Here is a 12576-nt window from a genome sequence, read left to right on the forward strand (position 1 = left end):
GCGTTCTACTAGTACCACCTTCTATTTCCGAAAAGCCATGAGCAAGACCTTTTTTGCGCCCGCCCCGGCCGGCCTCATTGCCGAAGAGCTAGCCGCCCGCCAGCAGCGCGAGCACGACAGCAACAACGCCATTGCCACGATGATGAGCAACGGCCCCGCGCCCAGCCCGGAGGCTCTGGCCCTGATGCAGCGCCACGTCGACGGCGAGCTGACCATTGAGCAGGTGATTGAGCTAACCGACGAGATGCTCAGGGCCCGCTACGCGGCCAAGCCCGGAGCCGGCACGCCCACCAGCCCGGCGCAGTAATGGCGGTGCTCAATGACCGGTTCAGCGACGAGAACGGCGTGCGGCTGAACAAGCTCGGAATTACCAACAAGGAGGATTTGGCGCAGGCCGAGTCTGATTCCTCCATTCCCCGCCTGAAGCTGCTCAACACGCAGGGCGGCATTCAGGGCGGGAAGTACGACCAGGCCCACCTGAAGCAGGTGCACGAGCGGCTATTCAGCGGCGTGTACCAGTGGGCCGGCGAGACCCGGGCCGACCGCGGGTTTCAGGGCCATAAGGATACCCGCGTCACTGGCTTCCGCGAAACCATGACTTACGCGCCCCACAAGGAAATACCTGAGCGGCTGGATGCTATCGGGGCGCAGCTTAACCGCGAGAACAACCTGAAAGGCCTCTCGGACGAGAAGTTTGCCGAGCGGGCCGCCTACTACCTCGACCAGTACAACCATGCCCACGCTTTCCGGGACGGCAACGGCCGCACCATCCAGGCCACCTTCACCCAGCTGGGCAAGGAAGCCGGCTACGACGTGGACTTTAACCGGGCCAGCCCGGAGATTCTAAACCGCAGCCGCGACCTGGCCATCGTGCGGCAGTACCCGCCCGCCGAGGCGGCGAAGAATCTGCAGCCGCTGAAAGAGATGTTTCAGAAAATTATTACCCCAACCCCGGGGGCGATAGGGGAGGAGCTGCGCGACCCCCGCCAGGCCGTGACGCCCACCCCGGAGCTGAGCCCGGCCATGAAGGCAATGGATGCCCGGCGTGAGTTGGAGGTGACCGGCTACCGCGTGGCCAGCGTAGTGGCCAACATGCCCGGACCCGGCAACCGGGAGCAGGGCATCCGGCTGGGGCAGCAGGTGGAGGCCGTGAACCTGGACTCCAAGGCTATCCAGGGCAAAAGCATCACCGAGTTTCAGCAGGCGGCGGATAAGATTCTCAAGCACCCGGCCATGAAGGATACCCCGCTCGACCTGGCCGACGCCCAGCGCCTGAAAGCCGCTTCGGTGCAGGTGCTGCAGCTTGCCGAAGGCAAAGAGTTGGTAGCGCCGCCAGCACAGCGGCAGCCTGCGGCTTCGGCGGCAAGGAGTAGCGGCCAGCCGGTGCTTGCCGCCCCCAAGACACACGCCGAGGCCCAGCCCGTGTTTGCTACTGCCGCCCGCGAGGTGGCCAAGGCGCTGGAAGCCCACGGCCAGGCTGCCGCTGGGGCCGGCCTGCGCGAGGTGGCGAAGGACGTGGCTCGTAACCCGGTAATTGTCGGCCCCAACGCGGAGAGCTTCCGCCGGTCGCTCGACGCGGCCGAGAAGCTGCCGGGGCTGGGCACCAGCAAGCATCTGGAAGACTTGCGCAGCTCCGCCCAGGTACTGACCACTGTCCCGCCACAGGAGCGCGGCAGTTCCGGCATTGGTCGCAGCAGCGGTGGCATCGAACGGTAAGCCTCGTACCTTGCTGCTATGCAGGACGACGAACTACACTTTCTGGAAGAGCAGCTGGCCGGCACCGAGCTACTGGCTTGCGTGACGTGCGGAGAGGATACGCTGCACGCCCACTTGGAAGTGCTGGAAGTTTACCTCGTAGGAACGGAGTTGCTGATGCAATGCACCCACTGCCAAACCGAGCGGAAGTGGATGGACTGGACGCCGACCAAGCCGAAAGGTCAGGAGAACTAAGGGAAGCAGAGGAAGTATGACATTTATGTTGTAAATTCTAGGTGTACCTCTTCACTCTGTTGCCATGTCAACCGCATACTACCCGCTTCTGCACCTACTAGACGAACACGTTCCCGTTACTTTCACCCTGAATATGTTCGGCAATCATTGCCATGTATTCAGGGGGCAAACCGAGCTTGGCCATGTGGGCCTCTCTGACGAAGACGTGCGCCGTATCAAAGCCCACGCGTGGGGTAACACGCACCCCTTCACTCCCGGAATCCCCATTGAGCGGCTCATCAGCATCTTAGCCCCAGCCACGTCTTAGCGCGGTAGAAGCCCTTCCTGTAGCACAGAGCTACCAAAAGCCTTTTCGGTCACGCGGCCGAAAAGGCTTTTGAGTTTTTGCATGGCAATCAGATACACCACAAGACAAGAAATATTAGCATAAAGTGCTAATAAAAATTGTATAAAATGCAACTAAGGGCAAAGGGCGAATGTTGACCATTTAGAATCAATAACCACTCTAAACGCCCTTTAAAGCATGAAAAACCCCCATCTTGCCAGCTATCAATTTGAAGTTCTCCGCCAGTACGGGGACAGCTTCCCGGCGGCGCTGTTCGCTACCATTGCTGAGGCAGCAGCCTATTGCCGCGTAGAGTTGAGCGGCTACCTTAACCGCACTGACGACAGGGCCGAGGCGGCTTCGGTGGCGGCGGGCCAGCAGGTGCGGTTTCGTGGCCCACAGGGCCTACGCTGGGTGAAAGGCCTAACTCACCCTGTACCGGCCGGAACCGCACCGGCGCGCTTTAATCCCGGGCAGACCGTGCGCCTTTTTGGGGTAGAGCAGCCGCTGACGGTAGCGGCCCGCGACTTTGTGCAGGGAGCTTGGCACTACCAGCTCAAGGATGGTTCCGGGGCAGTGGCGGAGGCATTGCTGTTTGGGGTGGACGACGAGCCCACACCACCGGCGGCAGCCGTGGCGGCTGAGCCGTTGCTGTTCAGCCTGCACAGCAGCCAGATATTGGCCGGTGACGAACAGGGGCAGCCGTTCTGGAAGCCCTTGCCGCCGCGCCTGTTTGTGCAGGTGCAGGTGGGGCAGCCTGACCAATCGCGCATCGTGGCGCTGTGCGGTACCACCGGCAAGAGGTTTCTAACCCATGCCTACGAGCATGGCCCTTTTCAACTCGCGGACGGGCAGCGGCTGGCCAGCGTGAAGGCCCTGGGCGACTACTTCGCCCGCCAGTATCGCGCCATGCTCCCGGCCGAGGGGGCGGCCATGCTGTTGGGAGTCGACGGCAGTATCCAGGAGGTGCGACCCGTGAAGGGCCGGACGTTCAAGCTGGCGCAGCTGTATGCGGCTTTGGGATGCGACTACATCGACGTGCATCATCCCCAGCACGGAGCTTACCAGGACTGGATTCTGGTCTTCGACGACGAGGGCAAATTCAAGGAGCGCCCCATCAACCCGCTGGCCACGGCCCTGTGGTACGAAACCTATCCGCTTGACCAGTACTCCCCCGTGGATGTGGTGGCCGGTCCGGTCCTGCTCATGCGGTCTGAGATGATGAGGTAATGCCCGCAGCATCCCGGTTGGCCAGTGGCCGACCGGGATGTTTTGCAAATAGGCCGCTTCCCACTGGCTTCGCAGTAAGTGCAATTATACTTCGTACATTGTGCATAGAATAGCTATGGCTGTTTCCGTTCCTATCGACCACTTTACGGCTGACCCGCTACCACTGGAAAAAGCCCGGGCCTGGCTGGCACTCGTTCTCAACCACCCGGCCTTTTCTATTGAGCGCCGGCAGAAGGCGGGCCAGCTGATGGCCGCCGCGTCGGATGCCCGGCAGGTCTGCCGGTGGGCTGTGCTGGCGCTAGTGGAAAGCGAGCGGTGGGAGGATGCGATGCTGCTCCGTGAAGAAGCGTCGCGGGGCAGCCGTTCAAGTTTCCCGCGCTGCTGCCACTAACAACGCGCCTGTACGTAAGCCGAACCTAGTACCTGAATTACCATTCCTGACCCTCTACTATTGGAAAGCCTGCTTCGCATCCCCGGTATTCAACAAGCCGAACCATTCTACTTCTTTGATGACCAGGCCCAGTCCGCCCGGTGTGAGGTACTGGTTCACCCGGCCCACGGGTGGGCCATCGCCCTTGACCTGCCCCAGTTCTTCTGGGACCGTATTGCGTTGGGCGTTGTGGACCTGGCCGGTAAGCTCTGTGAGCAGTACGCCATTGCTCCGCCGGCGCTGGTAATGCTGGTGCGATACGCTGCGCCGTATGACGACCGCTACTATCTGCTGCGATTCGTGCACGGCGACGAGAGCATATTCGGAGGGTTCACCTTTATCGGCCCTATGCGCGAGCTACTCGAACTGGAGCAGGTAGAAGAGTTGCTAGCCCAGGTGCGGGCCGGCGAGCCGCCCCAACGCTCATTCCGCGCCATTAAAAATCCTTTGCTCCCCTTACCAGCAGAAAGTAGCCTTGCCCATGACACGTCACCTCATCTCCATCCAGGCGCAGGCTGCCACCGTCACGGCCAGCACCCTCGCCGAACTGCTGCGGCAGACCGGTACCAAGATTATGCAGCTCACGGAGGGCTTGGATATCAACCACCGCACGGCCCAGCGCCGCATCAAGGAGCCCGAAACCCTGACCATAAAGGAACTGCTGGCGCTGGCTGCGCTGCTAAGAGTGCCCGAGCAGCAGCTTATCGACCTCATTCGCGACGAGTATCAGAACCGGCCGGCGGAGCCAAGTGAGGATGCAAGCGAGGAGCCATCCCAATCTGCTGCAGCTAAGAAAAAGCCGTCCAAAAAGGCTTCAAAATCCTGATTCAGCCAGTCGCAGAAACAAGCTATGCCCAGCTACGAGCCATCCGTGATTACACTTCCCGCCAGTGAAACGGCGCATTTAATCGAAAAGCAGCTTATCCACTCCAGGCCGGCCAAGGAAAACCTGCTTAGCCGTGACCGATACTACTGCTTTCGGGCGGGTAACAGTGAAATGCAGAGAATCTATAGCATCGTGCACGTTTTATCTAACGTGGACCCGGTACTCACGCTACAGAAACTCAACCAAGCTGTCTATCCCAACTCATTTGAGTTGACTGAGGACCAAGCTACTCGCCTGAAAAACTATCTGAATGGGATAGAGAACGGTATCCGTGCAGGGCGAATTAAGCCTTACACGTACCACGAGCCGCAGGTATTCTATTTCCTGGCCACCAAAGAAGACGATACGCTCCCCCCGCATACGCGCCCGGCAAAACCAACCACAGGACCAATAAACTACACCCGGGATGAGTTGAAGGCCGGGGGCGTATTGCCTGCCAAAAGCTAGCGCCTTCGCAGCTAAAGGGCTAGGGCTTTCTCAATCCGTATTCCACGTCACGCAGTGAAACACGCCCCCTTGCTTGGCCACCGCTCTGCCATCGAGCGGAATTATTTCAAAGTCGGGGTAGAGTTCGTGCAGGCGGCGCAGGACTAGCTCATCCTCTGCTTGGTGGTAGACGGGAATAATTAGTGTCTTCCCCACACTCAGATAGTTGATATACTCGCCCACTGCCGATGTGTAATCGGTATTCTGGTAGGGATTGTAGGGCAAGGGTACACAGTCGAAGCCAGCGCGTCGCAGGGCCTTTAGCAGGCGTTGCCAGATGACGGGCTCATGCCGGCGGTAGTCATTTACCAGGGCCGTTCGCTCATCGAGCAGCTGCACCAACCCGTCAGCATGGCCGGTGAAGTCGTCGGGGTGAGCCGGTACCAAGTCAATCCGGTCTACTTCCAAGGCATCAGCCAGCATGCGCAGCAGCCGGGAGCGGGGCACCATGGGATTCTCGCGTAGCACTTTGTCCGACATAAGTACCCGGCCGAACCGGCTGACCACGTTGCCGCCGTCGACTATGAGCGGGCTCCGCTGGAGCGGTAGGCCCAGCCGGTTTGCTACTGCAGCGCCGTCGGTGATGGTCGTATGCCACCGCTTAGGGCGCAAGTAGTCCGGGAAATAGCGAAACTGCATCAGGCGTCCGCGGGCGGTAGGCACGGGCATAAAATCCCGGGCCCAGATATCCCGGGTTCCGGGCAGGGTAGCGACTGTCGCCCCACTTTTAAGCAGCGCATCAGTAAGGGCCGTCGCGGTAGCGGGGTGCCGCTGGGTGAGGGTGTCGGCCAGGTAGAAGCGGGCAACCGGGCTGGCCGCAATCATAGCCAGCATGGCTTATAGCCCAGGATGCGGCGAACCGTATCAGCATCCATGCGCTGCTGCTTGCAGATGCTTTCCTTGTTCTTGAGGCGGGATAAGTAGCCTTCGTCGGCCAGGAAGCGGTAAGGCCGCGTCACGTAGGGAAGCGCTGTGTCTTCCTCATCAGGCCGAAAGGTTAGCCCTACGCGGGCCGTGCGCCAGGCTGTGGGCGGTGCTTCCGTCGGGGTAGAACTCTCTTCCAGGGAAAGGTACGTCGCGCCGTTCAGCGCGCTGCCCCAGCTGGCTACCAGCGCTCTGGTCAGGAGCTGCGGGCCCATGATGTAGGGGTAGGAGGGCGTTACCTCGTCGGTAGGGGCAGTGCTCAGCAATTGAAGCCCCCGCAGCAGAATGCCACCAAAGCTGTTGCTGTCCCGGTCGCCAAACGTAAGGTCTAGGCTGGTAGCCTTGTTGAAATACCAGTGCAAAGGCTTTAGCTGTTCCGCGTCTCTGTGTACGTAGGGGTCGGGGTGGTTTCGGCTGTGATAGTAAAACTCAAGCTCCGTGATGCGGAAGATTTTGGTTTCTGTCCGCACCACCAAGCGATGCTGAAGCGTGGCGGCTATCTCCGTGAAGAAGTAGTCGATGTCTTCGGGCTGCGCCTCGTGAATCTGCTGCGTCAGGTACTGAAGCCATTCCTTCGGCCGGCTGTAGTTGCGGCGGTCGGCGGCCAACAGGTATTCGCTGAACTCAGCGGCAAAAGGTACTTTCTGCTCGATGAGGTAGCGGGTTTGCGGCAGCCGCCCCGCCAGTGCAGTATGATAGTAGTGACAGATGAATCCTCCCAGCTCAGGTGACCCCGCTACGCGCAGGCCTTCAAGCAGCTCGGGCAGCGAGGCCTGGTCCGTGAGCCAGCACTCGTCATACAGAAAGTAGGTATAGGTCGATGAAGGCAATGCCGCCTCGGTGATGACACGGCTGGCCGGTAGCTGGGCCGCTTTGCCGGCTTTTAAAGTCTCGATTTGATGGGAAGAGAGCATGCGTAATACTGGGCTGATTGGTAATAGATGCCACAACATTACACCGCGAATACATCCGCTCCTAGCGAATTACGAGCATTTTAAAAATGAGCTAAGTAGTTGTTTTAGTAGCAATTATAAAATTTATAATTGCTGCAATAGCAATGATTTATACTGCCGATTTTGCTTGCGCCAACTCTCAGAGGACTGCTAGCGCATCCTTAGTCAGGGTCTTCTTCTAACTCCAGGCTATTGAGATTAAGGAGTGAGTCGCAGGTCCTCTCCACGCTGGTAAGCAGCTTAGTCAGCAGTTGAACATTCGTGTCGCTGCAGCTTTCCAATAGCTCTTTCGAGATGGAGTGTACCTCTCCTCCTCTACGGTATCCGACCAGTCTCTCAATTCATTGGTGATGGCGACCTGAAAAGTGGCGTCGAATAGTAGCTCCCGAATATATATCAGCCTGGCAGCGGCATCGGTTAAGCTCTGCTTATAGGGGTCAGGACTCATGTTATTTAAGGGCTATTGACTTGAGCCAAAGCGAAGCAGATGCAATACTGTTGGCTAGCCGCGTGGACCGCCTATGCTCTAAAGCTCACGGTGCTGCTTAAGCCTTGTAATTGGATATTTTATAACTCACTTCTTCTCATGATATGTATACGCATAGTATTTTCTTGGTCCCAAACTCAACTCTCTACGCTGATACCAAGCAGACATTTCTTCTTTATGTTTACTAATTGAAAATATACTTTCTAAAGTCAAGTATTTGTTGTAATCCGCAATGTTGTCAAGCTCTCCAAAGGTCTTGCCTACTCCCTTTGTATCTAACTGTAAAATTCTTAAAAACTTAAATGCATCACTGTAAACATTGAAAAAAGTCATTAGTCTTTCAAGTAAGTATATATTGTCTAAAGATTTTTCTTTTCAAGAATAAAACTGATAACAGTATCATAATTTGCTTTATATTTATTATTTCTGATATATTGCCTTTTATCTCGAATGCTGTTAAGGGCTTGTTTTATGATATCTCTACCAAGGAAGTCAATGATAATATCAAATTCTATCCCAAGCATTAGCATTGCTACTGCAATTTTCGCATCTTCTTTGTAAAGCATATTAGAAATCTTTAACAAATAAGGGCCATGCGGTGAGCATCTTGCGGTTGACAGTTGAGAAATAACATGAAGAATTCTCCATTGTTTCTCAAAATCAATTTTTACGAAATTAAGGTTCTTGCCGTCGTAATACCAATCTCCTCCATAATAGCTTGAGCAAAATTCAACTGGCATGGTCCAGTAATTCCAAAAATATATCATCATTGTGTCTGCAAGCTCAAAAACACTGGATGATTGCTTTGGAGTATTCATTAACTCCCAATGAACATACCTATTGGTTATAGAATTATAAGGCAGGTCAGAACCTGGCAGTGACACCTCGCTAAGTAGTTCGAGGTTTATTGCAACCATGCCTGGAGGATAAAGAGAGTTATTGTTCTTGAAATACGAGCTTATGTGCATTATGTACTCTGTACTTAGTGCATGTGACATGTTTTAGTACGTATAGGTTATTGCAAAGCCGTGCGGTAGTACGCTTGCTATGGTAAACTGATGCTTCTTATGCACAGCATTCATGATGAGCGATGCTGTATTACCGGATTTGAGGAATCTAAATTTCTGAAACGAGTTGATATTGCCTAAAAACGTTTCATAAATTTCGTCAGCTTCAATCAGCTCAAGAGGGCTTTCAAATATTATCTCACCATTATGCGAAACTCTTAGTTGACTGTTGCTTATATCAAACAAGCAATTTTCCCATGACTTCATAGCGTCTGCAAGATTTTTCTCAGAAGCGATGGAACCATAGTTAATAGTTTCTACAGAAGGTTTGCAAACAATAGAGAATGGGGGAATATTCTTTTTAACATAATAATCTCCTAAATAGAATGTGAATAATTCGTCTACTGTAAATGTGTCATTCTTCACATGTTGAGGCAGATTGTTATAGCTAAGATGAATGCCACAAAGTTCATGGATTCTCCCAGCTAGAATCTGAACACCATCGAATGTAAAATAGCCATCGCGGCTATAATTAAAAGCACCCTTTTGTTTTAAAACTTGGGCAAGCGAATGATTCATAATGAAAGCAGTCGCAATGCATCTATCCGTCAAAGTGTTAGTATTAATTATCAACCCTGCGTCCTTCATTGCCTTCAGGCTCCCTACTTCTATGACATGGGTTAACACATTGTTTATTTCACTGGTGTCATCGCTGCCAGCGTATCTGCTAACGGTGCCTTTGCCAAATTTTTTTATCAAAGAGTCAATAATCGTTTCACTTATGTCGATAAATGTACTTTGGCTAATTTTATTGTCGATGAGCGTATATGCTTCCTTGAGGATTTCAGTGGTCGACACAAGCTTGTGTTTTGAAGGTTAAAGGTCAGTGAAGATATGGATTCTCTTTTTTTTGTGGCCTCCCCCTACGAGCATGTAAGGTAAACCTCAAACGCTAGTTACGTTTTGTCGGCTGCCGTCGCGAACAGGCCAAGCTGCAGGTCCTTGCGAACCTGCAGCGCTTCGGCTTTCTGCTCGGCCAGTAACTGCTTCGCCGCCCGCGAAATAGCCGTGTTGCAATACTTTTCCTTGCTGTTGATGCGGTCCGTTGGATGAATAGCTTTCAGGTCCCACTCCCGCAGAATCTTCTTTACCCCGTCGCGGCCCAGGGTAGGGGCATGAAGCGCGATGTTGCGGTCAGTGACCTTCCAGGCGCGGAGTCGCTCGATGAGTGAGGCCGTGACCGGGTCGGCCAGCCAGGAGGCCGGAATCTTGGTTTGCTGCTTCTGATTTAACTCAAAGCGTAGCCGCACAATCCGGGGCCGGCCCCGGGTGGCCCGCTCAGCTTCGTAGACAGGCTGCATGGTAAAGGCCACGTCGCTTTCGGCCAGCTCCTCCAGCGGCTCTTTAGTGGTGTAGTGCACCAGGTCTTTCACCAGCGGGTACTTCATGAGCACCTTGCCGGACTTGTCTTTTTTGGGCTGCTGGCGCTTGTCCAGCACCGGGCCGCAATCCATCAGCGTCCGGTATTCCTCAATGGTAACTTCCCAGAAGCCGGTATCCTTGAACGCAGATAGTATCTCGAAGAACCGCATGGAGTACCAGCTTTTCAGCCGCATATAGTGCGAGAGCTGGTAGCTGGTATAATGGGCTACGTTGATGAAGTAGTCGGATAGCGCCGGATTCAGCGGTATAGATATAATACCGTTTTTATACCCGGCCGTCTCATCCTTACTGGTATCGAGCAGGTGGCGGGCCCGCCACTCCGACGAGTCCGGGCTCTTGAATGTCCAGATAACCGCCAGCAGTTCCAGAATAGCACCCTCCACCTCTTTATAGACGGTTTCGGCCTTCACGCCGGCGTCCACTACCACGTCGCTGACGCGCATCTGGTAGAAGGGCCGCAGCTCAAAGTCATCATCCCGGATTTGGTCGAGCACCCGTGCCATAATACGCTTCGCCAGCACGCTCATCTTCCGCTGCCGGGAGAAGGTTACGTTCCAATGCTGCTTCACCAGCTCCTTGTGCTGCGGCTCGTAGACCAGCCCCAGGGGTAGCGAGGCGGTGGTCACTTTCTTGTTACTCATAGCGGCTAGATTCCAAATGCAGAAGGACAGTTGGGGATAGAGAGTGACAAAGTAACACGAAATAAAAGGAGTAAGAAATTATCAACTCCTAATAGGTAGGGGTAAAACTCCTTTTAATCATTTCCAGGGTAGGGGTAAAACTCCTTTTAATCGAGAAATGAGTGGGGGTAAAGCTCCTTTTATTCAGTTCAGCCAGTAGGGGTAAAACTCCTTTTAATGCTTCCTACTCCTTATAGTGAACTACCTTGTCTTTTTTAAAAGACAATCAGTAAAAATTCCAACTATGTAGTTTCCCCGAGAAGGAAGCTTTTAGGGATGGTATAAAACCCGTCAGAACCCCGAAAAGCAGACAAACAAAACAGTAAAAAAGAGCATAAAAGCCAAAAAATGGGATTGCACTTTTTTACTATTTAATACTATTATTTTTATAAAGCGTATACTGCTCATCTTACGCCTACGTGCCATTCCTTTGACTTGCCCCAAGCCGGCTAATTCCGATAAAGCGTGGCACTGCCTACACAACGAACAGCCCGTTCCACCCAGGATACAGCGCGTAGGAGAGATGCAGCCATTAAGGACTGAACTGCACCTGCTTCACTGGTCGAAGACGCCACACAGCGCAGATTTGGCCTTGGTTAGATATGTAGTCCAAAAGCTGACCGATAAGGCCATCAGGAGCACCACCTGATTCCATAATTTTCCGGAGTCGATTGCCACAGGCTAAGGTCTAACCAGCGAAATTGCCGCTGGGTCCGGATTGCCCCCCATGGTAGCTAGTCGCTCTTTCAGGCCCGCAATCCACCTTCCTGCCCCGTGGTTGTCCTTTGGATTGATAAGCACTAGAAATTCAAATAGGGCCAGCGCCTCGGCCCACCGCTTCGCTTTCTGCAACTCGACACCCATGGCATAATAGGCCGTTAGCACGAAGCCATTACCAGTGGACTCATAAAGCAATACGTCCCGGCCTTCCTCAAAGGCTTTGGGAAACAGTAGCCGGGCCTGCATAAAGGCCTGCATGAGATAGGTAAGGCCCAAGCCGGGCGTTCGGTTATTGAGCAGCATTCCCAAATGCGAAACCGCGTCTAGGTGCAGTTCCCCGCAGGCGGCCATAATACGCCGGTAGATTCGCTCCGCCTCTTGCGGCGCAGAGGTGTGCAGCGCTTTACCCTGCTGGAATAACGCTTCGTGCTCCAGCACGACTGCCGGATACACCACGCGCCAGTAGCGCGGCTGGTATTCTATCATGCGGAGCTGGTCCATGCGCAGGAACGATAGGAAGGAGGAAGCTCAAAAATACGGAGAAGCTGTACTGCTCCTTAACGGGAAATTCTGCTCCAACTCTAGTGGCCCGTGCGCGAGCCAACGCAATGCTTAGCGTGTAAATCCGCCCAATTGGAAGAACAGCCGCTTCTATACTTCCGCATCAAAGTCTGCCAGTTCCTGTTGAAAGCGAGCCAGACGACCCTTTGTCTTCAGGAAGAGCATGTAGCGCATCTTACCCCGTGTCGGCCCGACATCAAAGCCCAACAAGGTAGCTTGGTAGCCGAAGACATCCAGTAGGCTTTGAATCAGCTTGGGCTCCTGCTTAACAAGGGGGCCATAGTATACCCAGTCCAGCTGCTGCGCATCAACTGCCACGCCCAGGTCCGCGCAGCGGTTCAGTAGCTCCGGCAGGGCCGCCGGCTCGTAAGCGCGCAGATACCCCCGCACCAGGCGTAGTGCGTCTTCATACGTCACGGCAAACGAAGCGTCGAACGAGGGAAAATCGGCTTCAAAACGTGCGGCGGAATCATCATCAAACGTCATACGGTCTG

General features: G+C 54.4%; 16 protein-coding genes. 7 read left to right on the forward strand and 9 right to left on the reverse strand.

Annotated elements, in window-relative coordinates:
- The first annotated feature begins 37 nt into the window (after positions 1-37).
- From ACN19L_RS21845 to ACN19L_RS21865, 5 genes are all read left to right on the forward strand, one after another.
- Positions 38-307 (forward strand): antitoxin VbhA family protein, encoded by a 270-nt coding sequence (locus tag ACN19L_RS21845; RefSeq protein WP_426491420.1) that lies wholly within the window; start codon positions 38-40, stop codon positions 305-307.
- Positions 307-1716 (forward strand): Fic/DOC family protein, encoded by a 1410-nt coding sequence (locus ACN19L_RS21850; protein ID WP_426491421.1) that lies wholly within the window; start codon positions 307-309, stop codon positions 1714-1716. The genes ACN19L_RS21845 and ACN19L_RS21850 overlap by 1 nt, the downstream gene beginning before the upstream one ends.
- An 18-nt stretch (positions 1717-1734) precedes the next feature.
- Positions 1735-1950: a hypothetical protein gene (locus ACN19L_RS21855; protein WP_426491422.1), complete on the forward strand. Its 216-nt coding sequence runs from the start codon at positions 1735-1737 to the stop codon at positions 1948-1950.
- A 523-nt stretch (positions 1951-2473) separates the two neighbouring features.
- Positions 2474-3505: a hypothetical protein gene (locus ACN19L_RS21860; RefSeq protein WP_426491423.1), complete on the forward strand. Its 1032-nt coding sequence runs from the start codon at positions 2474-2476 to the stop codon at positions 3503-3505.
- Between the two features lie 115 nt (positions 3506-3620).
- On the forward strand, positions 3621-3896 hold the full coding sequence (locus ACN19L_RS21865; protein WP_426491424.1) for a hypothetical protein: 276 nt from the start codon (positions 3621-3623) through the stop codon (positions 3894-3896).
- A gap of 57 nt (positions 3897-3953) precedes the next feature.
- Here the strand turns inward: ACN19L_RS21865 and ACN19L_RS21870 are convergent, their stop codons facing one another.
- On the reverse strand, positions 3954-4241 hold the full coding sequence (locus ACN19L_RS21870) for a hypothetical protein (RefSeq protein WP_426491464.1): 288 nt from the start codon (positions 4239-4241) through the stop codon (positions 3954-3956).
- A 175-nt stretch (positions 4242-4416) separates the two neighbouring features.
- Between ACN19L_RS21870 and ACN19L_RS21875 the strand changes: the two genes are divergently transcribed.
- Together ACN19L_RS21875 and ACN19L_RS21880 are read left to right on the forward strand one after the other, a co-directional pair.
- The gene (locus tag ACN19L_RS21875; RefSeq protein WP_426491426.1) at positions 4417-4761 is read left to right on the forward strand and encodes a hypothetical protein; all 345 of its coding nucleotides are present in this window, start codon (positions 4417-4419) and stop codon (positions 4759-4761) included.
- Positions 4762-4953: 192 nt separating this feature from the next.
- Positions 4954-5268 (forward strand): hypothetical protein, encoded by a 315-nt coding sequence (locus ACN19L_RS21880; RefSeq protein ID WP_426491427.1) that lies wholly within the window; start codon positions 4954-4956, stop codon positions 5266-5268.
- Positions 5269-5298: 30 nt separating this feature from the next.
- Here ACN19L_RS21880 and ACN19L_RS21885 read toward each other — a convergent pair whose 3' ends face one another.
- The 8 genes from ACN19L_RS21885 to ACN19L_RS21920 all read right to left on the reverse strand — a co-directional run bounded on the left by ACN19L_RS21885 (position 5299) and on the right by ACN19L_RS21920 (position 12568).
- On the reverse strand, positions 5299-6141 hold the full coding sequence (locus ACN19L_RS21885; RefSeq protein WP_426491428.1) for an agmatine deiminase family protein: 843 nt from the start codon (positions 6139-6141) through the stop codon (positions 5299-5301).
- A complete protein-coding gene (locus ACN19L_RS21890) occupies positions 6129-7145 on the reverse strand; it encodes a hypothetical protein (RefSeq protein ID WP_426491429.1) in 1017 nt (338 codons plus the stop codon). The genes ACN19L_RS21885 and ACN19L_RS21890 overlap by 13 nt, the downstream gene beginning before the upstream one ends.
- A 613-nt stretch (positions 7146-7758) precedes the next feature.
- A complete protein-coding gene (locus ACN19L_RS21895; protein WP_426491465.1) occupies positions 7759-8004 on the reverse strand; it encodes a hypothetical protein in 246 nt (81 codons plus the stop codon).
- Between the two features lie 26 nt (positions 8005-8030).
- Positions 8031-8588 carry a hypothetical protein gene (locus ACN19L_RS21900; RefSeq protein ID WP_426491466.1) on the reverse strand — a complete coding sequence of 186 codons (558 nt, stop codon included), beginning with the start codon at positions 8586-8588 and terminating at the stop codon, positions 8031-8033.
- Between the two features lie 84 nt (positions 8589-8672).
- On the reverse strand, positions 8673-9536 hold the full coding sequence (locus ACN19L_RS21905; protein ID WP_426491431.1) for a hypothetical protein: 864 nt from the start codon (positions 9534-9536) through the stop codon (positions 8673-8675).
- Between the two features lie 98 nt (positions 9537-9634).
- Positions 9635-10762 carry a replication initiation protein gene (locus ACN19L_RS21910; protein WP_426491432.1) on the reverse strand — a complete coding sequence of 376 codons (1128 nt, stop codon included), beginning with the start codon at positions 10760-10762 and terminating at the stop codon, positions 9635-9637.
- Between the two features lie 720 nt (positions 10763-11482).
- A complete protein-coding gene (locus tag ACN19L_RS21915; RefSeq protein ID WP_426491433.1) occupies positions 11483-12022 on the reverse strand; it encodes a hypothetical protein in 540 nt (179 codons plus the stop codon).
- Between the two features lie 150 nt (positions 12023-12172).
- Complete coding sequence (locus ACN19L_RS21920; RefSeq protein ID WP_426491434.1) at positions 12173-12568, reverse strand: hypothetical protein; 396 nt, start codon at positions 12566-12568, stop codon at positions 12173-12175.
- Positions 12569-12576 lie beyond the last annotated feature (8 nt).

Origin of the sequence: Hymenobacter sp. 102, assembly GCF_049949205.1 — a bacterium.
In the GTDB taxonomy this organism is placed as follows: Bacteria; Bacteroidota; Bacteroidia; order Cytophagales; family Hymenobacteraceae; genus Hymenobacter.